This window comes from Streptomyces sp. NPDC093600 (assembly GCF_044764755.1).
In the GTDB taxonomy this organism is placed as follows: domain Bacteria; phylum Actinomycetota; class Actinomycetes; order Streptomycetales; family Streptomycetaceae; genus Streptomyces.
In genome coordinates this window covers 95,211-120,848 of record NZ_JBIWIU010000013.1, presented here as the reverse complement: position 1 = coordinate 120,848, position 25,638 = coordinate 95,211, and the positions used below count along the sequence as shown (strand labels likewise).

26 protein-coding genes are annotated in these 25,638 nt (G+C 73.2%); 10 read left to right on the top strand and 16 right to left on the bottom strand.

What is annotated here, in order from left to right:
* Positions 1-26: 26 nt before the first annotated feature.
* Positions 27-692 (bottom strand): response regulator transcription factor, encoded by a 666-nt coding sequence (locus ACIRB4_RS27255; protein WP_015037008.1) that lies wholly within the window; start codon positions 690-692, stop codon positions 27-29.
* A gap of 249 nt (positions 693-941) precedes the next feature.
* Positions 942-1,646 carry a DUF3000 domain-containing protein gene (locus ACIRB4_RS27250; protein WP_403294832.1) on the bottom strand — a complete coding sequence of 235 codons (705 nt, stop codon included), beginning with the start codon at positions 1,644-1,646 and terminating at the stop codon, positions 942-944.
* Between the two features lie 91 nt (positions 1,647-1,737).
* On the opposite strand from ACIRB4_RS27250, the gene hemE reads away from it, so the two are divergent.
* A complete protein-coding gene (gene hemE, locus ACIRB4_RS27245) occupies positions 1,738-2,814 on the top strand; it encodes a uroporphyrinogen decarboxylase (protein ID WP_403294831.1) in 1,077 nt (358 codons plus the stop codon).
* A gap of 62 nt (positions 2,815-2,876) precedes the next feature.
* Here the strand turns inward: hemE and ACIRB4_RS27240 are convergent, their stop codons facing one another.
* From ACIRB4_RS27240 to ACIRB4_RS27230, 3 genes are all read right to left on the bottom strand, one after another.
* The gene (locus tag ACIRB4_RS27240; protein WP_403294830.1) at positions 2,877-3,416 is read right to left on the bottom strand and encodes a hypothetical protein; all 540 of its coding nucleotides are present in this window, start codon (positions 3,414-3,416) and stop codon (positions 2,877-2,879) included.
* Positions 3,417-3,536: 120 nt separating this feature from the next.
* Positions 3,537-4,910, bottom strand: coding sequence for an FAD-dependent oxidoreductase (locus tag ACIRB4_RS27235; RefSeq protein WP_403294829.1), 1,374 nt, complete (start codon positions 4,908-4,910; stop codon positions 3,537-3,539).
* Positions 4,911-4,937: 27 nt separating this feature from the next.
* Positions 4,938-5,942, bottom strand: a complete 1,005-nt coding sequence (locus ACIRB4_RS27230; protein ID WP_403294828.1) for a DUF4349 domain-containing protein — start codon at positions 5,940-5,942, stop codon at positions 4,938-4,940.
* Between the two features lie 138 nt (positions 5,943-6,080).
* Between ACIRB4_RS27230 and hemG the strand changes: the two genes are divergently transcribed.
* Together hemG and hemQ are read left to right on the top strand one after the other, a co-directional pair.
* On the top strand, positions 6,081-7,664 hold the full coding sequence (gene hemG / locus ACIRB4_RS27225; protein WP_403294827.1) for a protoporphyrinogen oxidase: 1,584 nt from the start codon (positions 6,081-6,083) through the stop codon (positions 7,662-7,664).
* 17 nt (positions 7,665-7,681) lie between these two features.
* Entirely contained in the window at positions 7,682-8,395 is a 714-nt protein-coding gene (gene hemQ / locus ACIRB4_RS27220; RefSeq protein WP_403294826.1) for a hydrogen peroxide-dependent heme synthase, read from the top strand.
* Positions 8,396-8,430: 35 nt separating this feature from the next.
* Here the strand turns inward: hemQ and ACIRB4_RS27215 are convergent, their stop codons facing one another.
* The 5 genes from ACIRB4_RS27215 to ACIRB4_RS27195 all read right to left on the bottom strand — a co-directional run bounded on the left by ACIRB4_RS27215 (position 8,431) and on the right by ACIRB4_RS27195 (position 14,586).
* Positions 8,431-10,113 (bottom strand): alpha/beta hydrolase, encoded by a 1,683-nt coding sequence (locus ACIRB4_RS27215; protein ID WP_403294825.1) that lies wholly within the window; start codon positions 10,111-10,113, stop codon positions 8,431-8,433.
* A gap of 141 nt (positions 10,114-10,254) precedes the next feature.
* Positions 10,255-11,286 carry a TIGR04222 domain-containing membrane protein gene (locus ACIRB4_RS27210; RefSeq protein ID WP_403294824.1) on the bottom strand — a complete coding sequence of 344 codons (1,032 nt, stop codon included), beginning with the start codon at positions 11,284-11,286 and terminating at the stop codon, positions 10,255-10,257.
* Positions 11,287-11,293: 7 nt separating this feature from the next.
* Positions 11,294-12,817, bottom strand: coding sequence for a DUF692 domain-containing protein (locus ACIRB4_RS27205; RefSeq protein ID WP_403294823.1), 1,524 nt, complete (start codon positions 12,815-12,817; stop codon positions 11,294-11,296).
* 112 nt (positions 12,818-12,929) lie between these two features.
* Entirely contained in the window at positions 12,930-13,679 is a 750-nt protein-coding gene (locus ACIRB4_RS27200) for a DUF4142 domain-containing protein (RefSeq protein ID WP_403294822.1), read from the bottom strand.
* A gap of 208 nt (positions 13,680-13,887) precedes the next feature.
* Positions 13,888-14,586 (bottom strand): peptidyl-tRNA hydrolase, encoded by a 699-nt coding sequence (locus ACIRB4_RS27195; RefSeq protein ID WP_403294821.1) that lies wholly within the window; start codon positions 14,584-14,586, stop codon positions 13,888-13,890.
* Positions 14,587-14,658: 72 nt separating this feature from the next.
* Here ACIRB4_RS27195 and ACIRB4_RS27190 point away from each other — a divergent pair, with 72 nt between their 5' ends.
* Genes ACIRB4_RS27190 through ACIRB4_RS27175 form a run of 4 tightly spaced genes read left to right on the top strand, consistent with a single transcriptional unit; the run spans position 14,659 to position 17,247 of the window.
* A complete protein-coding gene (locus ACIRB4_RS27190; RefSeq protein WP_403294820.1) occupies positions 14,659-15,336 on the top strand; it encodes an AIM24 family protein in 678 nt (225 codons plus the stop codon).
* A gap of 29 nt (positions 15,337-15,365) precedes the next feature.
* On the top strand, positions 15,366-16,373 hold the full coding sequence (locus ACIRB4_RS27185) for an ATP-binding cassette domain-containing protein (RefSeq protein ID WP_403294819.1): 1,008 nt from the start codon (positions 15,366-15,368) through the stop codon (positions 16,371-16,373).
* Positions 16,370-17,020 carry an ABC transporter gene (locus ACIRB4_RS27180; protein ID WP_403294818.1) on the top strand — a complete coding sequence of 217 codons (651 nt, stop codon included), beginning with the start codon at positions 16,370-16,372 and terminating at the stop codon, positions 17,018-17,020. Before ACIRB4_RS27185 ends, ACIRB4_RS27180 begins: the two co-directional genes overlap by 4 nt.
* Positions 17,021-17,034: 14 nt before the next feature.
* The gene (locus ACIRB4_RS27175) at positions 17,035-17,247 is read left to right on the top strand and encodes a hypothetical protein (protein ID WP_403294817.1); all 213 of its coding nucleotides are present in this window, start codon (positions 17,035-17,037) and stop codon (positions 17,245-17,247) included.
* Between the two features lie 44 nt (positions 17,248-17,291).
* On the opposite strand, the gene ACIRB4_RS27170 is transcribed toward ACIRB4_RS27175, so the two are convergent.
* The 3 genes from ACIRB4_RS27170 to ACIRB4_RS27160 form a co-directional block, all read right to left on the bottom strand.
* A complete protein-coding gene (locus ACIRB4_RS27170) occupies positions 17,292-17,753 on the bottom strand; it encodes a GNAT family N-acetyltransferase (RefSeq protein ID WP_403294868.1) in 462 nt (153 codons plus the stop codon).
* 161 nt (positions 17,754-17,914) lie between these two features.
* Entirely contained in the window at positions 17,915-18,760 is an 846-nt protein-coding gene (locus tag ACIRB4_RS27165) for a polysaccharide deacetylase family protein (protein ID WP_403294816.1), read from the bottom strand.
* Positions 18,761-18,807: 47 nt separating this feature from the next.
* Positions 18,808-19,005: a hypothetical protein gene (locus ACIRB4_RS27160; protein ID WP_391934523.1), complete on the bottom strand. Its 198-nt coding sequence runs from the start codon at positions 19,003-19,005 to the stop codon at positions 18,808-18,810.
* 189 nt (positions 19,006-19,194) lie between these two features.
* Between ACIRB4_RS27160 and ACIRB4_RS27155 the strand changes: the two genes are divergently transcribed.
* A complete protein-coding gene (locus ACIRB4_RS27155) occupies positions 19,195-20,718 on the top strand; it encodes a helix-turn-helix domain-containing protein (protein WP_403294815.1) in 1,524 nt (507 codons plus the stop codon).
* Between the two features lie 100 nt (positions 20,719-20,818).
* Here the strand turns inward: ACIRB4_RS27155 and ACIRB4_RS27150 are convergent, their stop codons facing one another.
* The 3 genes from ACIRB4_RS27150 to zapE all read right to left on the bottom strand — a co-directional run bounded on the left by ACIRB4_RS27150 (position 20,819) and on the right by zapE (position 23,913).
* Positions 20,819-22,204: an alkaline phosphatase PhoX gene (locus tag ACIRB4_RS27150; protein WP_403294814.1), complete on the bottom strand. Its 1,386-nt coding sequence runs from the start codon at positions 22,202-22,204 to the stop codon at positions 20,819-20,821.
* 142 nt (positions 22,205-22,346) lie between these two features.
* Positions 22,347-22,775: an OsmC family protein gene (locus ACIRB4_RS27145; protein WP_403294813.1), complete on the bottom strand. Its 429-nt coding sequence runs from the start codon at positions 22,773-22,775 to the stop codon at positions 22,347-22,349.
* Between the two features lie 34 nt (positions 22,776-22,809).
* Positions 22,810-23,913 (bottom strand): cell division protein ZapE, encoded by a 1,104-nt coding sequence (gene zapE / locus ACIRB4_RS27140; protein ID WP_403294812.1) that lies wholly within the window; start codon positions 23,911-23,913, stop codon positions 22,810-22,812.
* A gap of 36 nt (positions 23,914-23,949) precedes the next feature.
* Here zapE and ACIRB4_RS27135 point away from each other — a divergent pair, with 36 nt between their 5' ends.
* Complete coding sequence (locus ACIRB4_RS27135; protein WP_403294811.1) at positions 23,950-24,723, top strand: pyrimidine reductase family protein; 774 nt, start codon at positions 23,950-23,952, stop codon at positions 24,721-24,723.
* Positions 24,724-24,829: 106 nt separating this feature from the next.
* Positions 24,830-25,315 (top strand): indole-3-glycerol phosphate synthase, encoded by a 486-nt coding sequence (locus ACIRB4_RS27130; protein WP_403294809.1) that lies wholly within the window; start codon positions 24,830-24,832, stop codon positions 25,313-25,315.
* Positions 25,316-25,638 lie beyond the last annotated feature (323 nt).

Below are 25,638 nucleotides of genomic sequence, written 5' to 3'. Positions count from 1 at the left end.
CGACCGCTCGGGGGAGCGGTCCCGGTTCAGTGAATGATGCCGGTGCGCAGGGCCACCGCGACCATGCCGGCGCGGTCGCCGGTGCCCAGCTTGCGGGCGATCCGGGCGAGGTGGCTCTTCACGGTCAGCGCGGACAGGCCCATCGAGACGCCGATGGCCTTGTTCGACTGGCCCTCGGCGACCAGCCGAAGCACCTCGACCTCGCGGCCGGAGAGCTCGCGGTAGCCACCCGGGTGGCTCGGGGCACCCGGGGGGCGGCGGTGGCCGAGGCGGGCGGCCGCGGCGCCGATCGGGGCGGCGCCGGGGCGGGTGGGATGCCCGATGTTCGTACGCGTACCGGTGACGACATAGCCCTTGACACCACCGGCCAGGGCGTTGCGTACGGCACCGATGTCGTCGGCCGCGGAGAGGGCGAGGCCGTTGGGCCAGCCCGCGGCGCGGGTCTCGGACAGCAGCGTGAGGCCGCTGCCGTCGGGGAGGTGGACGTCGGCCACGCAGATGTCGCGGGGGTTGCCCACGCGGGGGCGGGCCTCCGCGATGGACGACGCCTCGATGACGTCTCGTACTCCAAGGGCCCACAGGTGGCGGGTGACGGTGGAGCGGACGCGCGGGTCGGCCACGACGACCATGGCGGTCGGCTTGTTGGGTCGGTAGGCGACCAGGCTTGCGGGCTGCTCGAGGAGAACGGACACACGGCCTCCTGGGGAGATGCGGGACGGAGCCGGCTCGGGGAAGAAGCCGGGGGCGACCCGTGCGGTGAAGGGGTCATTGACCTCTTCGGCAGCTGAGGCGCCCGCCTTTAGGGAAAGATCACGATTTGCTGAGTAACAATTCGGGCAATTCAGACGAGTGATCGATCATCCTACGAATGAGCCTCCGTGCGGGTGACCCGCGGCAAACCCGTTCTAGGCGCCCGCCCGGCGGGTCGGGGCGCACGGAACCTAGGGCTGCTGCGGCCCCCGGCGCTGGGGCAGTGAGACGACCCCCGCGCCCGACGTGGTGCCCGCTCCCGGATCGAGGGACGCCGGGGGCAGCCCGGCGATCTGGCAGAGCAGATCGCACCACGCCGCCAGATGCCCCCCGGTGTCCGGGGCCCCGGCGAGCCCCTCTCTCGGCGTCCATGACGCCCGGATCTCGATCTGGGTCGCCGGACGACGGTCCGCGAGCCCGCCGAAGTAGTGGGAGCCCGCCATGGTGACGGTGCCGCTCGCCTCCCCGTACGGCAGGCCGCGCGCCTCCAGGGCGCCGGTCAGCCAGGACCAGCAGACCTCCGGAAGCAGGGGGTCCGCGGCCATCTCCGGCTCCAGTTCCGCCCGTACCAGCGTCACCAGCCGGAATTCGCCCTTCCAGGCGTCGTGCCCGGCCGGGTCGTGCAGCAGGACGAGTCTGCCGTCGGCCAGGTCCTCCTCGCCCTCGACGACGGCCGCCTCAAGCGCGTACGCGTACGGGGCGAGCCGCTGCGGCGGCCGGGTCGGATCGATCTCGATCTCCGGCCGCGGCCGGGCCGAACGCAGTGCCTCGACCGCCCGCCGGAACGCGGGCGGCACCGGGTTCGCCTCCGTGCCGTTCGAGGCGGTGCCCGCCGTCTCGCCCGCCCCTTCGTCGCCGTCGGAATGATCGGAAAAATGTCCCTGAGCCGCAGCCATGCGGGGAAGAGTAGGCGGAACGGGGCCCTCGCGCAGGGAGGGACACCCGGCCCGGGCGAGCGGCTTCCGCGCACATGCGAAGATTCTGGGCGTGAGTGCCAACGACGCCCCCTCGGGCCACCCGACGAAGCAGCAGCCGCAGACGTACGACTCCCCGTTCCTGAAGGCGTGCCGGCGCGAGCCCGTGCCCCACACGCCCGTCTGGTTCATGCGGCAGGCCGGGCGCTCGCTGCCCGAGTACCTGAAGGTCCGCGAGGGCATCCCGATGCTCGAGTCCTGCATGCGGCCCGAGCTGGTCACCGAGATCACGCTGCAGCCCGTGCGCCGCCACAAGGTGGACGCGGCGATCTTCTTCAGCGACATCGTCGTCCCGCTCAAGGCCATCGGCGTCGACCTCGACATCAAGCCCGGCGTCGGCCCGGTCGTCGCCGAACCGATCCGCACCCGCGCCGACCTGGCCCGGCTGCGCGACCTGACGCCCGAGGACGTCTCGTACGTCACCGAGGCCATCGGCATGCTCACCGCCGAACTGGGCTCCACCCCGCTCATCGGCTTCGCGGGCGCGCCTTTCACCCTCGCGAGCTACCTCGTCGAGGGCGGTCCGTCCCGCAACCACGAGCACACCAAGGCGCTGATGTACGGCGATCCCGAGCTCTGGGCCGAGCTGCTCGACCGTCTCGCCGACATCACCTCGGCCTTCCTCAAGGTCCAGATCGAGGCGGGCGCGTCCGCGGTCCAGCTCTTCGACTCCTGGGTGGGCGCGCTCGCCCCGGCCGACTACCGCCGTTCGGTGATGCCGGCCTCCACCAAGGTCTTCGACTCCGTGGCGTCCTACGGTGTGCCGCGCATCCACTTCGGTGTGGGGACGGGCGAGCTCCTCGGTCTCATGGGGGAGGCGGGCGCGGACGTCGTCGGCGTCGACTGGCGCGTCCCGCTGGACGAGGCCGCCCGCCGGGTCGGCCCGGGCAAGGCCCTCCAGGGCAACCTCGACCCCGCCGTGCTGTTCTCCTCGCGGGAGGCGGTGGAGGCCAAGACGGACGAGGTCCTGGCCGCCGCGAAGGGCCTGGAGGGGCACGTCTTCAACCTGGGCCACGGCGTGCTGCCGACGACCGACCCGGACGCGCTGACGCGTCTCGTGGAGTACGTCCACACGCGCACCGCCCGCTGATCCGGGAACCGACGCGCCGCCGCCCCCACCCGGTCACCGGGCGGGGGCGGCGGCGCGTCGGTTCAGAGCTCGCAGTTGGACGGCGTGTCGCCGACGACCCGGCAGAGGTCGAAACCGGTGCCGGCGTCCACGACGCCTCCCTTCGCGAGGACGCGCGAACTGTCGGTGCCGGCCTGGACGACGCCGAAGTTCGCGAGGATGCGCAGATAGTCGTTGCCCGCGTCGCCGTAGACCTTCGCGCCGGGCGCGATGCTGCCCTCCACCTCGACGTAGTCACCGTCGGCGCCGGCGCCGACGGTGCCGCTGACCGTGCCGTCCTCGGTGACGTGCACATAGTCCCGGCCGTCGCCGGCGGAGACCGTGCCGCCGACGGGGCCGGTCAGGACGATCATGTCGGCGCCGCCGAGGCCGTTGACCGTGTCACCGGAGTCCACCGAGGCGCACTCGATGTAGTCGTTGCCGGCCGTCCCGGTCACGTTTCCGTCGGGGCTCGAGAGGCCGTTGACCGTGCACACGGTCGCGGCGTGGGCGGGCGTGCTCAGGGCGAGCGGGGCGATGACGAGGGAGGCGGCGCACAGTGCGCGCACGGTGTGTCTGATCATGTGATCGAGTTACCCACGGTGATAGCAGCGCCGCAACTCGTCACCATGGGTCACTGCGCCGCTCGGGCCACCCGCTGCTCGTACCGCTCCACCACGCGGGTGAGCGCCGGGCGACCCGGCCTAGCCCGCCGCTCGAACGGCGGCCAGCGCTTTCCGCGCCGCGACCAGGACCGGGTCCCACACCGGCGAGAACGGCGGGGCGTAGCCGAGGTCCAGGGCCGTCATCCGCTCCACCGTCATCCCGGCCGTCAGCGCCACGGCCGCGATGTCCACCCGCTTGCCGGCGCCCTCCCGGCCCACGATCTGCACCCCGAGCAGCCGGCCCGTACGGCGCTCGGCGAGCATCTTCACCGTCATCGGGGCCGCGCCCGGGTAGTACCCCGCCCGGCTGGTCGACTCGACCGTCACCGTGACGTACGTCAGCCCGACCTCGCGGGCGTCCTTCTCCCGCAGACCCGTCCGCGCGATCTCAAGCTCGCACACCTTCGACACCGCCGTGCCGACCACGCCCGGGAACGTGGCGTAGTCGCCGCCCACGTTCGAGCCGATGACCTGACCGTGCTTGTTGGCGTGCGTCCCCAGGGCGATGTGGCGCTCGCGCCCCGACACCAGGTCGAGTACCTCGACGCAGTCGCCGCCCGCCCAGATGTTCTCGTGGCCCCGCACCCGCATCGCGAGATCGGTGCGCAGCCCACCGTACGAGCCCAGCGGCAGCCCGGCCGCCCGGGCGAGATCCGTCTCCGGCTCCACGCCCATGCCCAGGACCACCACGTCCGCCGGATACTCGGCGTCCTCCGTCGCCACCGCGCGGACCCGGCCGTCCCCACCCGTGAGGATCCCGGTGACGGCCGACGAGCCGACCGTCGTGATGCCCATGCCGTCCATGGCCTTGTGCACCAGCCGGCCCATGTCCGGATCCAGGGTCGACATCGGCTGCTCGGCCCGGTTCAGGACCGTCACCTCGTAGCCCCTCTTCAGCAGCGCCTCGGCCATCTCCACGCCGATGTAGCCCGCCCCCACGACCACCGCCCGCCGGCCCTTCGCGCGCTCCAGCGAGTCCAGCAGGGCCTGCCCGTCGTCCAGGGTCTGCACCCCGTGCACGCCCTGGGCGTCGATACCCGGCAGGGGCGGCCGCACGGGACGGGCACCCGTCGCGATCACCAGCTTGTCGAAGCCCGTCCACGCCTCGGCGCCCGACTCCAGGTCCCGGGTCCGCACGCGCTGCCCGTCCACGTCCAGTTCCGTCACCTCGGTCCGCATCCGCAGATCGATGTCCCGTGCCCGGTGCTCCTCGGGCGTGCGCGCGATCAGGTCGTCGCGCTCGTCGACGTCACCGCCGACCCAGTACGGGATACCGCAGGCCGAGAAGGAGGCGAAACGGCCGCGCTCGAAGGCGACGATCTCCAGCTCCCCGGGCCCCCGCAGCCTGCGTGCCTGCGACGCGGCGGACATGCCCGCCGCGTCTCCACCGATGACCACCAGTCGTTCGCTCATACGAACACGCTACGTCGGGGCGGTCGTTCAGTCCTCCCGCTGCGCCGAGGAGGCCGAGGGCGCGTCAGCTCCCGGCGCCCGAGCCGACGTCGCCCCGGCCGGCGGATCCTGCCGGGACGGCTGCCACGGCTCCCGGGGGCGACGGCGGGGCAGCCGCGGCCTGACCAGCCACCGCCACACCGCGTACAGGGCCACCGCCAGCGCCAGCCACGGCGCCAGCGCCGCAAGGACGATGCCGACCCAGGCCAGCGCCGTCACCAACGCGCTCCAGCCACCGGCGAGCGCGTCGAGGAAGCCCGGACGGTCGTCGGCCCGCTCCGCTCGTTCCGTCTCCTTCTCGGTGAGTTCGAGGGTGATCGTCGCCAGTGTCGTACGGTCCTTCAGCGAGGCCTGCTGGGCGAGCAGCGACTCCAGATCGGCCTGACGGCGGCTCAGCTCCCCTTCCAGGCTGACCACATCGCCCAGCCCGGTCGCCCGCTCCATCAGCTTGCGCACCCGCTCCACACTGGCCCGCTGGGTGGCGATCCGGCTCTCGACGTCGACCACCTGCTCGGTGACGTCCTTCGCGTCCGCCGTGCGCGAGAGCAGCCTTCCGGTGCCCGCCAGGTCGCGCAGGACCGCCTCGTACCGCTCCTGCGGCACCCGCAGGACCACCCGTGAGGCCACGTGCGTGTCGTCGACCCGCTCGGTCGACTCGTTGGAGACGTGGCCGCCCGCGGCCTCGGTGACCCGCCGGGCCGTCGCCAGCGCCTCTTCCGCGTCCCCGACCTCCACGGACAGCTCGGCGGTGCGGACGATGTGCTGCCGGGGCACCGCGGCGGGCTTCTCGGCCGCCGACCCCTGGCCCTGGGCGTGGTCCTGGTCCCGCGCCTGGCCGGACGCGGGGCCCCGGCCGGCGGCATCCTCGGCCTCGGGCGCCGCCTTGGCGTCGCTCAGGCTCCTCTCGGCGCCGGCGTCGTCCGACGCCCCGCAGCCGGCCAGTGCCAGAGAAGCCGTCAGCAGCGCCACGGCCGCTCTTCGTGCTCCACGCATGTGGGTCCCCCCGGAGGTGGTGACGAGTGTTGCCGGTTCGACGTACCGGACGGGGCGCGGGTTGCCCTCGCGCGATAGCGAAGCGGTCACGTTCCGGCCTCGGAACGGGGCACGCGGCCGGTTTGAGAGAGTGGACCCATGAACGCGGACACCACGGGCAGGTCGCTGGGGCACGTCGTCGTCGTGGGGGGCGGTATCGCCGGACTCGCCGCCGCCCACCGGCTGGTCACGGCCGGCCTGCGGGTCACCCTCCTCGAAGGCGGCGACCGGCTCGGCGGCAAGCTGCTCGCCGGGGAGATCGCCGGTGCCCCCGTCGACCTCGGCGCCGAGTCGCTGCTCGCGCGCCGACCCGAGGCGGTCGCCCTCGCGCGGGCCGTCGGCCTCGGCGACCGGCTCCAGGCGCCGGCCACCACCACCGCCTCCGTCTGGTCCCGCGGCCGCCTCGTCCCCATGCCCAAGGGCCATGTGATGGGCGTTCCGGCGGACGGCGCGTCGGTCTGCGGACTGCTCTCCGAGGAGGGCGTGCGGCGGGTCGGACAGGACCGCGACCTGCCCGCGACCGAGATCGGCGACGACATCGCCATCGGCGCGTACGTCGCCGAACGGATGGGCCACGAGGTCGTCGACCGGCTGGTCGAGCCGCTCCTCGGCGGCGTCTACGCCGGTGACGCCTACCGCATCTCGATGCGGGCCGCCGTCCCCAAGCTCTTCGACGCCGCCCGCGTCCACCCGACCCTCACCGCCGCCGTCCGGGCCGTGCAGCGGGCGGGCGCCGCCACCCCCTCCGACGCGGCCGGCGCCGGTACGGGCCTGGGCGGTTCCGCGTTCATGGGCATCCGGGGCGGCATCGGCACCCTGCCCGGGGCGGTGGCCGACGCGATCCGCGCCGCGGGCGGCGAGATCCTGACCCACGCCCCGGTGACGGAGCTGCGCCGCGTCCCGGCGGGGGAGGGCGGAGCGTACGACGCCTCCACCGCCGCGGGCCTGGCCGCCGCCACCGTGGCCGGCGCCGCCGTGGCCTCCGCCTCCGCCACCGCGCGGCTGGCCGCCGCCACCGACGCCCGGGGCACCCGGTGGCGGATCGTCGCGGGCGGCCGCGTCCTCTTCGCCGACGGCGTCGTCCTCGCCACCCCAGCCCGGACCACCGCCGCACTGCTCGCCGAGGAGGCACCGGCCGCCGCCGCGGAGCTCGACGCCGTCGAGTACGCCTCGATGGCCCTGGTCACCCTCGCCTTCCGGCGTTCCGACGTCCAGGATCTGCCCGGCTCCGGATTCCTCGTGCCGCCCGTCGACGGACACACCATCAAGGCGTCCACCTTCTCCAGCCAGAAGTGGCAGTGGGTCACCGACGCCGCGCCCGACCTCTTCCTGCTGCGCACCTCCGTCGGCCGCTACGGCGAGGAGGAGCAGGTCCACCGCGACGACACCGACCTCGTCGCGGCGTCGACGAAGGACCTCGCCACCGCCACCGGCCTCGCCGCCCGGCCCGTCGCCACCACCGTCACCCGCTGGATCGGCGGCCTGCCCCAGTACCCCGTCGGTCATCTCGCCCGCGTCGCCCGCGTCCGCGAGGCCGTCACCGGCCTGCCCGGACTGCGCCTGGCCGGAGCCGCTTACGACGGCGTCGGCGTCCCCGCCTGCATCGCCTCCGCCCACCGCGCCGCCGACGAGATCATCGCCACGTCGGAAACGGCGGACCCTGGTGCGGGGCACTGCCCGTGACGGGCGAGAATAGGCGTATGAGTGCGCCCGAAAAGATCCCGAACGCCGGTAAGAAGGCGAAGGACCTCAACGAGGTCATCCGCTACACCCTGTGGTCCGTGTTCAAGCTGCGCGACGTCCTGCCCGAGAACCGCGCCGGTTACGCGGACGAGGTCCAGGAGCTCTTCGACCAGCTCGCCGCCAAGGACATCACCGTCCGCGGCACGTACGACCTCTCCGGTCTGCGCGCCGACGCCGACGTCATGATCTGGTGGCACGCCGAGACGAGCGACGAGCTCCAGGAGGCGTACAACCTCTTCCGCCGCACCAAGCTGGGCCGCGCCCTGGAGCCGGTCTGGTCGAACATGGCGCTGCACCGCCCCGCCGAGTTCAACAAGTCGCACATCCCGGCCTTCCTGGCCGACGAGACGCCCCGCGACTACGTGAGCGTCTACCCCTTCGTCCGCTCCTACGACTGGTACCTGCTGCCGGACGAGGACCGCCGCCGGATGCTCGCGGACCACGGCAAGATGGCCCGCGGCTTCCCCGACGTCCGCGCCAACACGGTCGCCTCGTTCTCGCTCGGCGACTACGAATGGCTGCTGGCCTTCGAGGCCGACGAGCTGTACCGCATCGTCGACCTCATGCGCCACCTGCGCGGCTCCGAGGCGCGGATGCACGTCCGCGAGGAGGTCCCGTTCTACACCGGCCGGCGCAAGAGCGTCGCCGAGCTGGTGGCGGGCCTGGCCTGACGGCCCGGCCCGCCCCAGGGATTGTCCGGCTCCGATCAGCCGGACAGCCCCTGACGACCTGGTGACATCCCGGCGCCCAGCCGGGCCGTCACCCCCCGACCCGGAAGATCAGACGGTGCGCGGAACTCCGCCCGCCGCTCCAGCGACACCGGGTCCGGCTCCGGGTGCGGCGCGCACGACGCGCGCCGCACCGGCGTCTTCCCCGGCACGGCCCCGGTGAGCAGATACCTCTCCAGATGGCCGTTCACGCAGGCGTTCGGCCCGCCGCCGATGCCGTGCGTACCGGCGTCCCGCTCGGTCACCAGCGCCGACCCCCACAGCCTGCGCTGGAGCTCCAGCGCCCCCTCGTACGGCGTGGCCGCGTCCCGCTCGGAGGCCAGGATCAGCACCGGCGGAAGCACCCCCGCCCCCGTCCGCACGTCCAGCGGCTTCTGCCGCGGCGTCTTCCAGTAGGCGCAGGGCAGATTCGTCCAGACGTTGTCCCAGGTCTCGAACGGGGCCAGCTTCGCCAGCCGGGTGTTGTCCCGGTCCCAGACGGCGAAGTCCTCCGGCCAGGGCGCGTCGTTGCACTCCACCGCCGTGTAGACGGCGGCTCCGTTGCCCGGGTCCCCGCCGCCCTGTCCCGACGGCTCCTCTGGCGGGGCGGCCTGTTCGATCAGCGGCTGCGGATCGCCCTTCAGATACCGCGAGAGCGCGGCGGCCCGAGGCGCCCAGAAGGAGTCGTCGTACCCGGTCCGGAGCATCGCCGCGTGCAGCTGCCCCGGGCCCACCTTCCCGCCCGCGGGCCGGGCCGCGAGTTCGGCGCGCACCTTCTCGTAGTTCCGGTTCACCTCGCCCGCCGTCGTGCCCAGGCCGTACACCTTGTGGTGCTTGGCGACCCAGGTGCGGAAGTCGGCCCAGCGGCGCTCGAAGGCGAGCGACTGGTCGAGGTTGTTGACGTACCAGATCTGCCGCGGATCGGGATGGACCGGCGCGTCGAACACCATCCGGCGGACCCGCTGCGGGAAGAGCGTCGCGTACAGCGCGCCGAAGTACGTGCCGTAGGAGCCGCCCATGTACGTCAGTTTCGGCTCGCCGAGCGCCGCGCGCAGCACCTCCAGATCGCGGGCGTTGTTGAGCGAGTGGTAGTGCCGCAGCCCCGTGCCGGTGCGGGTCGCACAGCCCTGGGCGTAGGTCTTCGCGCGGGCGATCCGCTCCTGTTTGAAGACCTCGGACGGCTCGGTCGGCGCCGGCGAGGGGCCCTTGACGCGGTCGGCGGGATCCTGGCAGGACACCGGCGCCGAGCTGCCCGTCACACCGCGCGGGGCGTAGCCGACCAGGTCGTACGCGGCCGAGATCCGCTTCCAGGCGGGCAGCTTCGCGACCAGCGGGAAGTACGTCGAGGAGGCACCGGGGCCGCCGGGATTGAAGACGAGCGCGCCCTGGCGGTCGGCGGCCGGGCCCGTGGCCTCGATCCGGCTGACCGTGAGCCCGATCCGGGTGCCGTTCGGGTCGGCGTAGTCGAGCGGGACCCGGACGGTGCCGCACCGGACCGACGGGGGCAGCTGCTCGGCCGCCGGGCAGGCGCCGAAACGGATGCCCTCGGCGGCGGCTCTGCGGGCCGCCGCCAGGGTGCCGACGGTCTCGGCGGGCGGAGCGTCCAGGGCCCCGGCCGGCGCGACGGCCAGGGACGTGAGGACCAGCGAACCGAGGGCTCCGTACAGCGCGAGCGATCTCATCGGCCCAACCCTTCGTACGCGCGGACAAGCGGGGACGAAGGGATCGTTGGCGGGCGGGGACGGGAAGTAAAGGACCGTCGGCCGGTGTCGGGGCACATGCCCCCGACGCGCCCCCCGCGCGGTCCGGGTGCCGGTCGCCCCTCAGCTGCTGGAACTCGATCCGCCGCAGCTCGAACCACCGCTGCTCGACCCGCTGCTGCTCGAACAGGAGCTCCCGCCGGAGCTGGAGCCGCCGCAGCTGGAACCTCCCCCTCCGCCGGAGCAGGACCCACCGGAGCAGCCGCCCCCGCCGCCGCTGCCTCCGCCCGCACCGCAGCCTCCGCCGCCGATCTCGCCGCCGGCAGCGGCCGCGCACCACACCGTGACCGGAGCCGCCGAGCCGGAGCTGTCCGCGGGGATTCCGCCGCCGGCCCGCGCCCGGGGGCCGGGGATCCGTGCCGCCGCCAGCAGTTGCTCCCGCAGCACCGGGTCCGGCACGGCGCGCAGCCCGTGAAGGGCCACCAGGTGACCGGCGTCGGCGAGATGTCCGTACGACCGACGGTACGAGGCGACGGCGCGGCGGCCCGCCGGGGTGACCCGGGCGGAGGCGATCGAACCGCACACCAAGGCCGTGATCCCCGTCGCGAGCAGAGCGGGCAGCACCGCGAGGATGAACGGGACCGGGAAGTCGTGGCCCTCCACCGTCGTGAGCTGGACGAACGTGAGGATGAACGAGACGGGCAGCAGAGCGAAGCAGGTGATGCCCACGGCGGCGCTCCAGCGGACGGCGGAACGGCGCACGGCGGGCGTCACGAGCAGCCCGCGCGCCGCCAGGCCGTCGCCGATCTCCTGGACGGCCGGGTGCCGCATCGCGACAAGCCGCAGATGGTGCAGGGCGCCGTGCGGCGCGGCCGCGTGCTCCTGGAGGACGGCGCGCTCGACGTGGTCGTGGGCGGTGGGACGCAGAACGGAGACGATGCCCGGTCCGCCGATGACGATCCGGCCGTCCGTCCGGAGCGCGGTGAGGGCGGCGTCGACGACCCTGGCCGGGCCGCCGTTGAGGAAGGCCGCCTCGTGGCGGTCGACGACCGGGATGCCGGGGCCGGTGCGGGTGCGCGTGCGGGACGCCTTGACGATCAGGAGGACCACGGCGGCGGCCGCGGCCGGGTAGAACAGTACGGCGAGTGTGTTCATGCCCCGCTCACCTCCTGACGAGCGCGGCGCGGGCGGCCCTGGCCAGGCGCGTCGCCCGGCCGGGCGGGCGGGAACCGGAGCGGTCCTGCCACCAGTGGGTGAGGCGGCGGCGCGCCTCGGGGTCCTCGGGGCGGCCGGCGACGAGCAGATGCTCGACGAAGTCGAGCGCGTCGCGGCGGTAACCGCCGGTCATGGGCCGGGATCCGGCGTACGCCAGGAACGCCGGCCGGTAGCCGTCACCGAGGATCTGGGGCAGCTCGGGGGCCACCTTGGCGACCACGTCGGCGCGCTTTGCCGCGAGCGCCCGGCTCTGCACACCGAGCCGCCGCGTATCGAACCCTTCGGGCACGGGCGTCCCGGCGACGAGCGCCGACAACAACGCGGCCTCCGCGACCGCGACCCGCTCCCGGGCACCGTCGCGCGGGGTGTGGGGGTTTCGCTCCGGGGCGGGCGGTGCGACCGTCACCGGGGCGGCCGGTGGCTTCGGCATCGGGCCGCCGGAGGCCCGGGCGCCCGCGCCGATGAGCAGCGGGGGCTCATCGAGGGGCGCCGCATCCGCGGCGGCTCCGCGACCGGGTGCCGCCTCAGCGGTGGTTCTGCGACGTGGCGCTTCCGGCTCCGGCGCGGCGGCTTCGCCGCCAGACGCTTCCGCGGCCCCGCGACCGGGTGCCGCCTCCCCCGTGGCTCCGCGGCCCGCCCCTCCCCTCTCCGCCGCCGACAGCGTCGTGCGGATCGCCGTGAGTTCCGCCGCCAACTCCTCCGGCGGCGGGAAGTGGTCGTCGCGCTCCAGCAGGACCCCCGGCGGGGTGATCCGGGAGGCCAGGTCGGCCAGGATGGTGAGGACCGCGGGCGGGACCGGGTGGGCGTGGGTGTCGTGCCAGACGCCGTCGCGCTCGAGACCGCCCGCGACATGGACGTACGCGATCGCCTCGACCGGGAGTTCGGAGAGGGCCTTCGACGGGTCCTCGCCACGGTTGACGTGGTTGGTGTGGAGGTTCGCGACGTCGATCAGGAGCCGTACCCCCGTACGCTCCACCAGCTCCGCCAGGAACTGGCCCTCCGTCAGCTCCTCGCCCGGCCACGAGATCAGCGCCGCGATGTTCTCCAGCGCCAGCGGCACCGGCAGCGCGTCCTGCGCGATCCGGACGTTGTCGCAGAGCACGTCGAGCGCGTCCCAGGTGCGGGGCACCGGCAGCAGGTGCCCGGCCTCCAGCACCGGGGTCGCGGTCAGCGGGCCCCCGGCCCGTACGAACGCGATGTGCTCCGTCACCAGCGGCGCCCCCAGCGCCGTCGCCTTCGCCGCCAGCTCCGCGAGCCGCCCCGCGTCCGGCCGGTCCGCGCCGCCGAGCCCCAGCGAGACCCCGTGCGGAACGACCGTGACCCCGCGCGAGCGCAGCCGCGCCAGCGAGTCCGGGAGGTGTCCCGCGCAGAGGTTCTCCGCGACGACCTCCACCCAGTCGATGCCGGGCAGCGCCTCCACCGCCCCCGCGATCTCCGGTCGCCAGCCGATGCCGATGCCGAGTTCCGTCATGTCCCCCTCCTTCAGTCCCTCACGTGATGGCCCCGCCGGATCCGTTCGAATCCAGCCGGGGGGACGTTCAGAGGTTGATTTGAGCTTCCGGACCAGGCCGCCGCCGACCCTTCTACGAGTGCGGGGTGACGATCCCCGCCTCCGGAACCGGGCGAGAGGTGAACGACTGGTCCGTCCCCGACGGGAGGACCGGCGAGGGAACCGCGGGCGCCGGCACGACTCCGGGGCCGGTCGGGCTCGCCGTCTTCCGGCCCGCCGCCTCGTTCGCCAGCGCGTCGAAGTCGACCATCCCGGTGGCCTCCAGCATGGTGATGTGGTCGAGCACCGTCTGGTTCGCGTCGCTCGCCAACTGCCGTATCAGGGCGTTGCGCGTGGTGTGCCGGACCTCCGCGATCAGCGCGAACACCTTGCCGTGCGCGTTGCGCAGCAGGTTCGCGAACTTCCGCTCGTACTCCTCCCCGCGCGCCGCGGTCAGCTCCCGGAGCCAGGCCTGCTGCTGCTCGGTGGGCTGGTTGGGCAGCTCCACGCCCAGCTTCGCCGCCACGTCGCGGGCGCGCCGGTCCAGATCCGTGTGGCCGACGACCAGATGGTCGCCGCAGTCCACGATGGCCTGGCTGGGGGCGCGTTCGATGGCCTGCTGGCCGGCGGGGAGCTCCCACAGGCCGGCGAGCCGCACCTTGACCAGCAGGTCCCGGTCCGTGGCGGAGAGCGGCCCCCACTGGGTGGCCACGGTGGAGGCGTTGAGGTTGGCCTGGCCGGTGCCGGAGCGGTCGGCGTAGGACCAGACAGGGAAGGCGAGGGCGCCGACCGTCGCGACCAGCGCCGCGATGATGAGTACCGTTCCGTTGACGCGTAGCGGCAAGGTGTCTCCCGAGCGTGCGTGCGGTGTCACCGCAGACTGAACCGTCAACCAGGCGGCTCTTCAACCCGCTTGGCGATATCGGGAGATACGCGGGGAGGGACGGGCGTGTTCAGTCCGGGACGGAACCGGGCATCTTTTACGCGGTCACGGTCTCGGTCGTGATCGCGGTCACGCCCCCACGGCCACGGTCACGGCGCCACGGCCGCGGTCAAGGCCACGGGAGAGGGCGGTAGCGATCGCTGCCCTCGGCCACGACCGTCTCCCCGGGGGCGATCTCCGTGAACCCGGCGTCCCTCACCACCGGCAGTCCGCTCGTGACCAGCTCGTCCCAGCGCGCCGGGTCCGCCGTGCGGACGGCCAGCGGGAAGCCCGCCTCCCGCCACGCCTTGCGGTCGGGTTCCGTCATCGCCCACCAGAGCAACTGAGCGCCGTGCCCGGCCTGCGCCATCGTCTTGCCCGCCGACATGTCGACCCGCGGGTTGAGCCACAGCCGCGCCGCCCCCGCCGGTGCCGCGCCGGGTTCGGCGGGGTCCTCCAGGTGGGTGCCCGAGACCTGGAGCCTGGCCAGCTCCTTGGGCCAGCCGTCCAGCGGGACCGGAGGGAACACCCGTACCTCCGCGGTGTCACCGTGCACGGTGATGCCCGGCAGCGCACCCGCGCGCCGCCACTCCGCGCCGCGCGCCCGGCGCACCACCTTGCGGATCCGGGCGTCCTGCCAGTCGTGCATGGCCCGCGCCCACTCCCCGTCGCCGTTCGAACGTTCGTCGGCGAGGATCGCGAGGACCGCGCGGGCGGCCGTCTCCAGCGCGTCGGTACGAGCCGGGGGCTCATCCCGCTCGATCCGGACGACGAGGGGGAGGACGAACTGGGGCTTGTCGTCCCGGGAATCGGTCTCGTTGCTGCTCACCCGGCAAGTCTGCCACTGCCGACGGGAAGCGATTCTTGTAGGAATGGGAGGTTCCGGGTCAGGATGCACCTCATGAAGAGCGATCTTTTCTCCGCCGAACACCTCGCCGAGGCCGCGACGGCGCCGGGCATGACCCTGCAGAACGCCAAGTCCGTCAAGTACGCGGTCAACGGCGAGATGCACGCACGGCAGGGCGCGATGATCGCCTTCCGCGGCGACCTGCAGTTCGAGCGCAAGGGCCAGGGCATCGGCGGCATGCTGAAGCGCGCCGTCACGGGCGAGGGCCTGGCGCTGATGGCCGTCCGCGGCCAGGGCGAGGCGTGGTTCGCGCACGAGGCGCAGAACTGCTTCATCGTCGAGATCGAGCAGAACGACGCGCTCACCGTGAACGGCCGCAACGTGCTCTGCTTCGACTCGACCCTCTCGTACGAGATCAAGACCGTGAAGGGCGCCGGGATGACCGGAGGCGGCCTCTTCAACAGCGTCTTCACCGGCTACGGCAAGATCGCCCTGGTCTGCGACGGCACCCCGATCGTCATCCCCGTCAGCGCGGGGACCCCGGTCTTCGTCGACACCGACGCCGTCGTCGGCTGGAGCGAGCGGCTGCACACCTCACTGCACCGCTCGCAGTCCATCGGCTCGATGATGCGCGGCGGCTCGGGCGAGGCAGTCCAGCTGAAACTGGAGGGCGAGGGCTTCGTCATCGTCCGGCCGAGCGAGCTGACCCCGCAGAAGGCGTCGGCGAGCTGAAGCCGCCGGAAGCCCTGAAGCTGGAGCGGGTGGGGCGCCGTTACGGCTTGCGCGGGCCATGGGTCCTGCGCGGGGTGGACCTCACCCTGCCCGCCGGCACCCTCGTCCGGATCACCGGCACCAACGGCACCGGCAAGTCGACGCTGCTGCGCCTGATCGCGGGCATCGACGCCCCCTCGGAGGGCCGGATCCGGGGACGGCCGCCGCGCACGGCGTACGTTCCCGAACGCTTCCCGGCCGCCCTGCCGTTCACCGCGCGCGGCTATCTCGTCCACCTCGGGCGCGTCCAGGGGCTCGGCCGGGCGCGGGCGGCGGCGCGGGCGGGTGAGTGGCTGGACCGGTTCGCGGCGGGCGGCTTCGCGGACGCCCCGCTCGCCGAACTCTCCAAGGGCACCAGCCAGAAGGTCGCCGTCGCCCAGGCCCTGCTCGCGGAGCCGCCGCTGCTCGTCCTGGACGAGGCGTGGACCGGCCTGGACGAGGGAGCGCGCCGGGAACTGGACCACGCGGTCCGCGCCCGTGTCGCGGCCGGCGGGACGGTGGTCTTCGTCGACCACGACCCGCGCCGGCTCGCGGGTGAGGCCGACGCGGTCCACGCGGTGGAGGCGGGCGCGGTACGCCGGGCCGCTCGGGACCCGTGGCGAGCACCGGTGCGGGGTCCCGGGCCGGGGGCGGATCAGGGGGTAGTGCCGGGTTCCGCGCCGGTACGGGATTCCGGGCCGCGGGCGGTGCCCGGCTCCCCGCTGGTGTCCGGCCTCGTTCCAGCGCCCGACTCCACGGCGGTGCCCGACCCGGGACCGGTGCCGTGCTCCGTGCCGGAGGCGGTCGGCGGCGAGCCCGTCCGCGTGCGGATCGTGGTCTCCGGCGGCGGAACGCTGCCCGACGGCCTCCCGGGAGCGCCCGCGCAAGCCCCCGGGCCCGACGCCACCACCGTCCTCACCGTCGACGCGGCGCACTCCGACGCGCTGCTCCGTGAGCTGCTGACCGCCCGCCCCGCCTGGCACATCCACCAGCTCGGTACCGAAGGCGTACGGGTATGACCGCACTGCTCCGCTACCACACCGCCCTGCTTCTGCGGTCCCAGCGCTGGCTCGCGCCCTTCCTCCTCTACGCCGCGTACCTCGCTGTGGGCGTCCGAGCCGGGGAGCCCGTGCTCGGCACCCTCGGCTACGCGACCGCCGGGCTGCTCCCCGTGACCGCGTGGGTCGTACGGCTCTGCCTCGGTCAGGAGCCCGCCGCCGCCCGGAGCGTGCTGGCGGCCGCCGCGGGCCGGGAGCGGGCGCATCTCGCGGCGGTGCTGGCCGGCCTGGGGTGCGCGGCGCTCGTCGGCACGGTCGCCGTCCTCGGGCTGACCGCGATCAGCGACCTGCGCCGGGTCGACCCGTTCGCCGCCGGTGCCGCCGGGCTCCTCGCCACGGCCGTCTGCGTCCTGACCGGCACGGCCGTGGGCACCCTCTCCGCCCGGCCGTTCCTGCACGCCCGAGGCCCGTCCCTCGCGGCCCTCGTCCTCGGCTCGCTGCTCGCCCTGGTGACCAGCGGCTCCCCGGCGAAGTCCGTCATGACGGGCCTGGTCACCGGCGACCGCACCGCGACCGTCCCGCTGCCCTGGCTCGCCCTGGTCGGCGCCCTGCTGGTCGCGGCCGGCGCCGTGGCGCTGGCGTGCCGGGCCACGGCCTGGCGGGAGTGAGTACCCTCGAAGACATGGACGCAAGGGACGCCGGGGACGTGAACACCCCTGACCGCGAGCCCACGAGCCGGGCGACGGCGCCGGCTCCGGACACGGCGGCCGACGAGCCGTACGCCATGTGCGTGCTGTGCGGGGAGCCGACCGAGTACCCCGAGTCGACGAAGGGCATCACCCTCTGCCCGGTGTGCGAATGGCGCGAGGCGGAACGCACCGCCTGCTCCGGCTAGGGCGCTGTCACGGTGCAGCGGTCACGGTCCAGCGCGAACAACGCTCAGGAGGCCGCCGCGTAACAGTGGACGGCGACCAGCTGGGACGGGCTCCAGCGCTGCTCGACCGTGGCCAGCCGTTCCCAGCCCAGCCGCTCGTACAGGGCTGCCGCGGCGGTGTCGGACGCCACGACGTCGAGCACCGGGTGCAGGCCGCGCCCGCGCGCTTCCTCCACGGCTCGGCCGATCAGCAGGGCGCCGATCCCGTGCCCTCTGGCCCGCGGGGCGACGAACAGCCGGCTGACCACCGCGGTCCGCTCCTCGCTCGTCCCGTTCCGCTCGCTCCACAGGCTGGGGGCCAGGTCTCCTTCGCCGCTTCGGGACAGCCCGACATGGCCGACGACACGGCCGCCGAGTCCGGCGACCCAGGTTCCGAGCGGGGAAGCGTGGGACAGCCACTCTCGGGGCCGGTCCGGCCAGTTCACCGGGTAACCGTCACGGCGGTGGACTTCCGCGAGCACCCTCACACACTCCGCGAGGTCGTCATCGGTCCTCCGCCGGACCCAGCCGGCCGGCCGCTCCCCAGCTGCCCCGAAGCTCTCGATGTTCACTCCGGCAGGGTGGCACAGGCCACGGAGACCCGACGAGTCGCTTTCGCCCCAGGCCCGGCGGCCCACGCCCCCGCGTGTCAGGGGGTGGCCATCAGCTCGGAGACCTTGACGAAGCGGTAGCCCCTGGCCCGCAGCTCCGGGACGATCCGGCGGATCGCCTGTTCCGTGACGGGCGCCGCGCTGCGGGTGCAGTGCATGACCACGAGCGAGCCGGGCTTCACCCCGTCCAGGACCTGCTGGGCGACGGCGTCACCGTCCTTGGCGAACGCGTCGCCGCTGACCACGTCCCACTGCACCGCCGTCACCCGGGCGGGCGCCAGGGCGTGCAGCGCCTCGTCGTCGTAGCAGCCGCCGGGAAAGCGGAAGTACGGCACGACGTTGCGCGCCCCGGCCTTGCGGAACGCGTCGAAGGCCCGCCGTACGTCGGCGGCCATGTCCTTCTTCGGCACCGTCGGAAGGCCGTAGCAGGGGGAGGCGAAGGAGTAGTGGCTGTAGGAGTGGTTGGCGATCTCGAAACGGGGGTCGTTGCCGATCGAGCGTGCCTGGTCGGGGTACTCCTCGGCCCAGCGGCCCGTCATGAAGACGGTGGAGTCGACCCCGAGCCGGCGCAGCGTCTCGATCAGCGCCGGGTTGTCGAACCGCTCACCGGCGGCCGCGCGCGGCCCCTGGTCGGCCGTCATGTCGGCGTCGAAGGTGAGCGCCACGACCTTCTCCCGGCCCTTGGCCCGGTGCGTGTACACCGGTGTGAGGCCACCGGGCCCGGGTGCCATGGTGGGCGGCGCCTTGCGGACGGTCGCCGGCCCGGGCGCGGCGGAGGCGGAGCCCGTCGCCCGCGTGGTGGTGCCGGAGGTGGGAGTCGCCGTGACGGCCGTACCCCCACCGCAACCGACAAGAACGGCGCCCAACAGAGCAAGCGCCGACATTCTTCGTACAGAAATCGTCACGAACGGAAGTTATCCGATCGCATCGCTCAACGCTCGCGGCTCGACAGCAGCAGCGCGCGAGTCCACGCGGTGAGCTGTCGCACCATCGCCTGCGAGTGCGGGGCACGGTGCCGAAGGAACGGGAGAACGAGCAGCGCGGGCACGAAGGCCAGCGTCACGACGAGCAGGGGCAGCGTCGACACCAGCACGATGAGCGCGCGCTGCGCCCAGCGGAGAGTACGCATGAGAAGAGTGGGTCCTTCCTCGGTGGACGGAGTGGATGGCCCGGAGGGGGCGAGATCACCGTCGGACGGATCGGGTACGTTGCGGAAGCCGCAACCGGTTGCCGACGCGGCGTCAACGTCATCGGGGGGAGCAGCATGACCGAAGTGGCCCGTACGCGGGGGAATTCGTCGCGCGTGGAGCGCGGAGAGGTGGCCGAAGTTGCGGCCCTCGGCAATGTGTTGAAGGAGCTGTTCAACAGGCTCGGCATCAGCCAGAACCAGTACGCGCACCGCGTCCATCTCGACAAGTCCGCCGTCTCCCGCTACTTGGGCGGGCAGCGGCTCGCGCCCCAGGAGTTCATCGACCGACTCGTCGCGGAGGTGGAGGAGCACGTCGGAGCACCGCTCCAGCTGCCGGCCAAGGAGGCTCTGCGCAACCAGCGCCTGGAGGCGCTGCGCGTCTGCAACCCGGCCGAGTACGAACTGGAGAGCCTGCGGGGAGAACTGGCCCGCTCGCGCCGGGAGACCGAGCGCGCACACCGCAACATCGAGGCGCTGCACGCGCTCCTGGAGAAGAAGGAGTCCGAGGCCCGGCACGCCGCCGACGACCTGACGCAGCTGCGCCTGGACTGGGGCGCCTCGCAGCAGGGACTCCTGCGGGAGATCGAGCAGCTCAGGAAGGACCTCGTGGACGCCGAACGCCTCCGCGCGGACGCCGAGCGCCGCAGCGAGGACCTCCGGGATCACGTCCTGCGCCTGGAGGAGGAACTCTCGGAACGGGGCCCGGCGGCAGAGGTCCCCTTGGAGGCCTTCAAGGACCGGCTGCTGCGCATGTGGGAGGAGGAGAACTTCCCCGAGGTGGCACGGGAGCTGACGGAGGCGGCGTGGTCGCGGCCGCTGGAAGACATCGTGGAGCTGGTGGACTGGCTGCTGGCCGGCGAGGGGGACGATGCCTGGCTGGAACCCCTGGTCACCGATGTCGGCAGGCTGCGTCCCGCCGACGACATCATCCGGTTCGCTCCGGAGGTGGCCCGGATCCGCACGTGGCAGCGGGAGCAAGCCGAGCGGTCGCGGTCGATCGTCCTGGACGCCTGGGTGCCGGCGGTGGCCTCCCGGGTGACCGCCCGGAACATCGGACATCTCCACCACGGGCTGACGTACACCGGCGGCATGCCTTCCCAGGGTGACCTGGTCCTGGCGGCTGTCGTGCGTCGGACGACCGAGCCGTCCGACGCGGTCCTCCTGATCCGTAACGCTACCGTGGACACGCCCGCCCGCCTGCGCGTCCCCGCCACCGCTCGTGTGGTGGCGGCACGGCTCAACACCGACGGCGGTTTCCCGCTCCTGGTGGCGGTGGGGCTCCTGGACGCGGGACTGCGCGAGGTGGCCCGACAGGTCATCGTCCATATGCTGCTGCGGGGTGGTGACCTGCGGACGCAGTCGACGGGCGAAGACGCACGGTTCCACGAGGGTGTTCTCCGCTTGGACCCGAGCGGCGTCGAGAGGCTCTTCACGTTCGTGGCGGAGCTCGGCGACGGCAGGACGGCCGGCCGCTTCGCCGACCGTCTGCACCACGGTGGTGACGATTCCCGGCTCCTCGACCGGTTGCTGGACGAGCTGGCGTCGCGCGATGCCCTGGACCTCCTCGGAGGTGTCTCCGACCACGGACGGCCGTACGTCACCGACAGCCTGGGCCGGTACATCAGGAACTGGCGCCGCTCACACGGCCATTAGCCTCCTGAGGCACTCCGCCACACCCGCGACCGGCCGCGTCGACGGGCCCGACGCGGGGCTCGTGGCGCGACCGGAAGCGGGTGGGCGGGCGGTGCCTACCTCAGCGCCATGGGCCCGTCACCGCGAACGTCGTTCCCGGCGTGTAGCAGTTGACGTACATGGTCCGCCGGTCGGGGGAGAACGTGACGCCCGCGAACTCGCCCCACTCCGGGGCCTCGGGCGTCCCGATGTTCTGCGCGTTGCGGGCCACCGCGTACACCTCGCCGCGCCGGGTCAGGCCGTAGACGTGCTGGGCGCCGTCGCCGTCCTCGCAGACCATCAGACCGCCGCTGGGCGCCAGGCAGATGTTGTCCGGGGACTCGCCGGGCAGCCGGATGTCCGTGCTCGGCCCGAAGACGACGACCAGCGTGAGCCGGCGGCGGTCCGGCTCGTACTTCCACACCTGGCCGAAGTGGGTCGCCGCCGAGCCGTCCTTGGTGCGGGCGAAGCTGGAGACGAAGTACACCGAGCGTCCGCCCCAGTAGCAGCCCTCCAGCTTCTGCGCGTGCGTGATGCCCTTGGGGCCGAAGTCCTGCAGACGGATGGGGGTCTCGGCCGCCTGTGGGTCCGGTACGGGGACCCACTCGACGCCGTCGAAGCTCGCGCCCGTCTCCTGGATCATGGAGAGGTCGGGGACTCCGGGGACGCGCATGGCCTCCAGCGCTCCGCCGGCGCGCAGTGAACCGGTGCCGCCCAGCGGCTTGTGGGGGAGGAAGCGGTAGAAGAGCCCGAAGGGCCTCTCGAAGGCGTCCTCCGTCTCGTACACGATCCCGCGGCGCGGGTCGACGGCGATCGCCTCGTGCTGGAAACGGCCCATCGCGGTGAGGGGTACGGCTCCGGTGCGGTGCGGGTTCGCGCCGTCGACCTCGAAGATGAACCCGTGGTCCTTGGTGTAGCCGTTGGTGCCGGCCTTGTCCTCGGTCTCCTCGCAGGTGAGCCAGGTGCCCCACGGGGTCGGCCCCCCCGCGCAGTTGACCGCGGTGCCGGCGATGGCGACGTACTCGTCGCATATGGTGTCGCGGCCGTCGAGCTCCAGAGCCGTACAGCCGCCCTTGGCCGCCGGGTCGTAGGTCAGGCCCTCGACGGTCGGGACGCCGATGCGGCCGGTGGTCCGGTTCTCGTGGTTGCGGACGAGGTGCACGCGACCGCGCCGGCCGGCGAAGGCGCCCATGCCGTCGTGGTTGCTGGGGACGAGCCCCTGCCCGGAGCGGAGCCGGTCGCCCTCCCGGGACAGGACCTTGTAGCGGAAGCCCCGGGGGAGATCGAGGAGCCCGGCCGGGTCGGGGACGAGGGGGCCGTAACCGGCCGTGTCGCCGGCGGCCGCGGCGCTGCCGGCGAAGAGTTCGGAGAGGGCTCCGGCGAAGGCGATGCCGGCGACGGACGCGCCGGTGCGGGAGAGGATCTGACGACGTGTTGGGGACAGGTCTGCGGACAGCTCTGGGGACATGAGGCGACCACTGCTTCCCGTTGGCGGACAGGATGTGACGTGGCACACGTGACGTGTGACCCGCATGTGTGTATCACGCACTGTGGTGACACGTGAACCATGCGGGTCGACACGGCCTCATGGGGCGTGAGGGATCAGAGGATCAGACGAGTTCGGCGGTCAGCGTGATCGTCGTTCCCGCCAAGGCCTGGCTCACGGGGCAGTTCTTCTTGGCGTCCTCGGCGAGGGACTGGAACTCGTCCGCGTCCAGGCCGGGGACCTCGCCGCGAACGGTGAGGTGGCTGCCCGTGATGCCCTGGCCCGGCACGAAGGTGACGTCGGCCTTCGTCTCCAGGCGGGTCGGCGCGTTGCCGGCCTTGGCCAGGATGTTGGAGAAGGCCATGTTGAAGCAGGAGGAGTGGGCGGCGGCGATCAGCTCCTCGGGGCTGGTCCTGCCGTTCGCCGCCTCGTCGGTACGGGCCGGCCAGGACACCGGGTACTCGCCGATTCCGGACGAGTCGAGCGAGACGGTGCCCGAGCCCTTGAGGAGGTCGCCCTCCCAGACGGCCTGGGCGGAACGGGTTGCGGCCATGATGAATCCCTTTCGATCGGGTATGGCCTCCAACCTACTGCTCCACCAGCCCCTTTGCGTCGCGGGCGAGCGCGGTGAGCCGGGAGATCGCCCGGAAGTACTTCTTTCGGTACCCGCCCTTCAGCATCTCTTCACTGAACAGCCGGTCGAAGGGCAGCCCGGAGGCGAGCACCGGGATCTCCCGGTCGTAGAGCCGGTCGGCGAGGACCACCAGCCGCAGCGCCGTCGACTGGTCCGGCACGGGGGACACGTCGGTGAGGCAGACCGCGCTCAGACCGTCGGTCAGGGCGCCGTAGCGGCTGGGGTGGACCTTGGCCAGGTGGTCGAGGAGGTGCGGGAAGTCGTCGAGCGAGGCGCCGGGGGTCGCGTACGCCGCCTTCGCCACCTGCTCGTCGGAGAACGGGGCGGGCGCCTCGGGCAGCCCGCGGTGGCGGTAGTCCTCACCGTCGATCCGCAGCGGCCGGAAGTGGGCGGACAGGCCCTGGATCTCGCGCAGGAAGTCGGCGGCGGCGAACCGGCCCTCGCCCAGTTTGCCCGGCAGCGTGTTGGAGGTGGCGGCCAGCGCCACACCCTCCTCGACGAGCCTGCTCAGCAGGGAGGAGACGAGAACGGTGTCGCCCGGGTCGTCCAGCTCGAACTCGTCGATGCACAGCAGCCGGTGCCCGCTGAGGGTCTTCACGGTCTGCTGGAAGCCGAGCGCGCCGACCAGGTTGGTCAGCTCCACGAAGGTGCCGAAGGCCTTGAGGGCGGGCTCGGCGGGGGTGGCGTGCCAGAGGGAGGCGAGCAGGTGCGTCTTGCCGACGCCGTAGCCGCCGTCCAGATAGACACCGCGCGGCCCGGCGGGGGCGGTGTTCTTCGGGGCCCTCCCGAACAAGCGGCCGAGGACCGGACGCTTGCCGGATCCGCTGGCGTGGGCGCCGCCGAGCCCCTCGGCGAAGGCGCTCAGGGCCTTGACGGCCTCGGTCTGGCTCGGCTGGTTCGGGTCGGGGATGTACGTGTCGAAGCGCACGGAGTCGAACCGCGGCGGCGGCACCATCTCCGCGACCAGACGCTCGGCGGGGACATGCGGCTCTCGGGAGCAGAGCGAGAGCGGGGCCGCTTCGGTGGAAGCCGCTTCGGGGAGGGCACGGGTCGACACAGTTCCCCACTCTAAGCGCCGTGTCAGACTGCGAGGATGCGACGCCTGTTCCCTGTGACGGACATGACAGCAGCCGAGGCCACGGCCGGGGACCGGGAGTGGTCCCTCGACGAGCTCGCCGACGCCTACGCGTACCCGGAGGGTGACGGCGTGTGGCTGCGGGCCAACATGGTCTCCTCCCTCGACGGCGCCGGCCAGCACGACGGCCGGTCCCAGCCCCTCTCCTCCGACACCGACATGCGGATCTTCGGGACGCTCCGCGGACTGGCCGACGTGGTGGTCGTGGGGGCGGAGACGGTACGTCTGGAGGGGTACCGCCCCGCCCGGGCCCGGGCGGCCTTCGCCGAGCGCCGGGTCGCCGCCGGACAGGGGCCCGCGCCGGTGATCGCCGTGGTCACCGCCTCCCTGAACCTCGACTTCTCGCTACCGCTGTTCACCGAGCCGCTCGTGCCGACGCTGATCCTGACCGGGGCGGCCGCCGCGCCCGAGCGGGTGAGCGCCGCGGAGGCGGCGGGCGCGGAGGTGGTGATCGCGGGCGACGGGCCCGGGGTGGACCCGGCCCGAGCCGTGGCCGTGCTCGCCGAGCGCGGCCTGCGGCGGCAGCTGACCGAGGGCGGGCCGCGGCTGCTCGGCCAGTTCGTGGCGGCGGACGTGCTCGACGAGCTGTGTCTGACGGTCTCGCCGACGATGACGGCCGGGGACGCGCAGCGGATCGCCGGAGGCCCCTCGGTGGCCGTCCCGAAGCGCTTCGCCGTGGCGTCGGTACTGGAGGAGGCCGGGTTCCTTTTCACCCGCTACCGTCGGATCTGACACGAAGCGGAATTTGCCGTTCCGGTTAGCTTCCGCTGGGCACACTTACTCTCGCAGACCCCGTGCGGTCACGGGGAAGGATGGTTTCCGCAGAAGGGCTCCTGAGGTGTTCACAAGCGTTTTGATGATCGAGAAGCCCCTGACGTCCGTCGACGTGGAATTCGTCACCACCCTGCACGGCGACGAGGGTGTGTCCTTCATCGTGCTGATGCAGCCGCGCGGTGACCAGGCCGATGTCCTGCTGCGTGCCATCGACGACGTCGCCCTGGGCGACCTGAAGGAAGCCGCCCGCGAGGCGGACGAACCGGAGGGGAAGGCGGCCCGGCCCCTCGCGGAGCGGGCGCTGGAGCGCTCCCTCCAGGCGCTTCGGAACGCCGGCTGCGAGGCGGTCGGCCAAGTGGTGGAGGACCACCCGATCGACAAGATGAAGGCCGTGGTGGAGGAATCCAACGCGGACGAGGTGATCGTGCTGACGGCCCCGCACTACGTGGAGGAGTTCTTCCACCGGGACTGGGCGTCCCGGGCACGCCACAAGGTCGGCGTACCGGTCCTGAAGCTCTTCGCGCACAGCGAGGAGCCGGAGGAGGAGTGACGGGGGGCCTGGTGGGCCGGGCCGAGGAGGGCGACCGGAACCGTGCGGGCCGCCTCGGGCAGGTTGGCCGGAACCGTGTGTCCCGCCCCGGGGAGGGCGCCCAGGGGTGACCGGACCCCCGTGGGGCGGTCCAGCGTAGGGCGGCGGCCGCGCAAGGCAGGTGACCCGAGTCCCGGGCAGGGCGCCCGGGGGGATCGGACCCGCGTGGGTCGGTCGAGGTAGAGCGGGCCGCGCAAGGCAGGTGGCCCGCCCGGGACAGGGCGACCGGGGAGCGACCGGCCTGGGCCGCGCCAGGCAGGTGGCCCGTCCCGGGCAGGACGCCC

What these genes read in the sequence shown, in the direction of transcription:
- ACIRB4_RS27160 (WP_391934523.1), bottom strand. Translation starts at nt 19,005, where the DNA reads ATGCGTACTCTCCGCTGGGCGCAGCGCGCGCTCATCGTGCTGGTGTCG.
- ACIRB4_RS27145 (WP_403294813.1), bottom strand. Translation starts at nt 22,775, where the DNA reads ATGGCCGCAACCCGTTCCGCCCAGGCCGTCTGGGAGGGCGACCTCCTC.
- ACIRB4_RS27165 (WP_403294816.1), bottom strand. Translation starts at nt 18,760, where the DNA reads ATGTCGGCGCTTGCTCTGTTGGGCGCCGTTCTTGTCGGTTGCGGTGGG.
- hemQ (WP_403294826.1), top strand. Translation starts at nt 7,682, where the DNA reads ATGAGTGCGCCCGAAAAGATCCCGAACGCCGGTAAGAAGGCGAAGGAC.
- ACIRB4_RS27240 (WP_403294830.1), bottom strand. Translation starts at nt 3,416, where the DNA reads ATGATCAGACACACCGTGCGCGCACTGTGCGCCGCCTCCCTCGTCATC.
- ACIRB4_RS27235 (WP_403294829.1), bottom strand. Translation starts at nt 4,910, where the DNA reads ATGAGCGAACGACTGGTGGTCATCGGTGGAGACGCGGCGGGCATGTCC.
- ACIRB4_RS27230 (WP_403294828.1), bottom strand. Translation starts at nt 5,942, where the DNA reads ATGCGTGGAGCACGAAGAGCGGCCGTGGCGCTGCTGACGGCTTCTCTG.
- ACIRB4_RS27205 (WP_403294823.1), bottom strand. Translation starts at nt 12,817, where the DNA reads ATGACGGAACTCGGCATCGGCATCGGCTGGCGACCGGAGATCGCGGGG.
- ACIRB4_RS27180 (WP_403294818.1), top strand. Translation starts at nt 16,370, where the DNA reads ATGACCGCACTGCTCCGCTACCACACCGCCCTGCTTCTGCGGTCCCAG.
- ACIRB4_RS27135 (WP_403294811.1), top strand. Translation starts at nt 23,950, where the DNA reads ATGCGACGCCTGTTCCCTGTGACGGACATGACAGCAGCCGAGGCCACG.
- ACIRB4_RS27175 (WP_403294817.1), top strand. Translation starts at nt 17,035, where the DNA reads ATGGACGCAAGGGACGCCGGGGACGTGAACACCCCTGACCGCGAGCCC.
- hemG (WP_403294827.1), top strand. Translation starts at nt 6,081, where the DNA reads ATGAACGCGGACACCACGGGCAGGTCGCTGGGGCACGTCGTCGTCGTG.
- ACIRB4_RS27150 (WP_403294814.1), bottom strand. Translation starts at nt 22,204, where the DNA reads ATGTCCCCAGAGCTGTCCGCAGACCTGTCCCCAACACGTCGTCAGATC.
- ACIRB4_RS27210 (WP_403294824.1), bottom strand. Translation starts at nt 11,286, where the DNA reads ATGAACACACTCGCCGTACTGTTCTACCCGGCCGCGGCCGCCGCCGTG.
- ACIRB4_RS27190 (WP_403294820.1), top strand. Translation starts at nt 14,659, where the DNA reads ATGAAGAGCGATCTTTTCTCCGCCGAACACCTCGCCGAGGCCGCGACG.
- ACIRB4_RS27250 (WP_403294832.1), bottom strand. Translation starts at nt 1,646, where the DNA reads ATGGCTGCGGCTCAGGGACATTTTTCCGATCATTCCGACGGCGACGAA.
- ACIRB4_RS27215 (WP_403294825.1), bottom strand. Translation starts at nt 10,113, where the DNA reads ATGAGATCGCTCGCGCTGTACGGAGCCCTCGGTTCGCTGGTCCTCACG.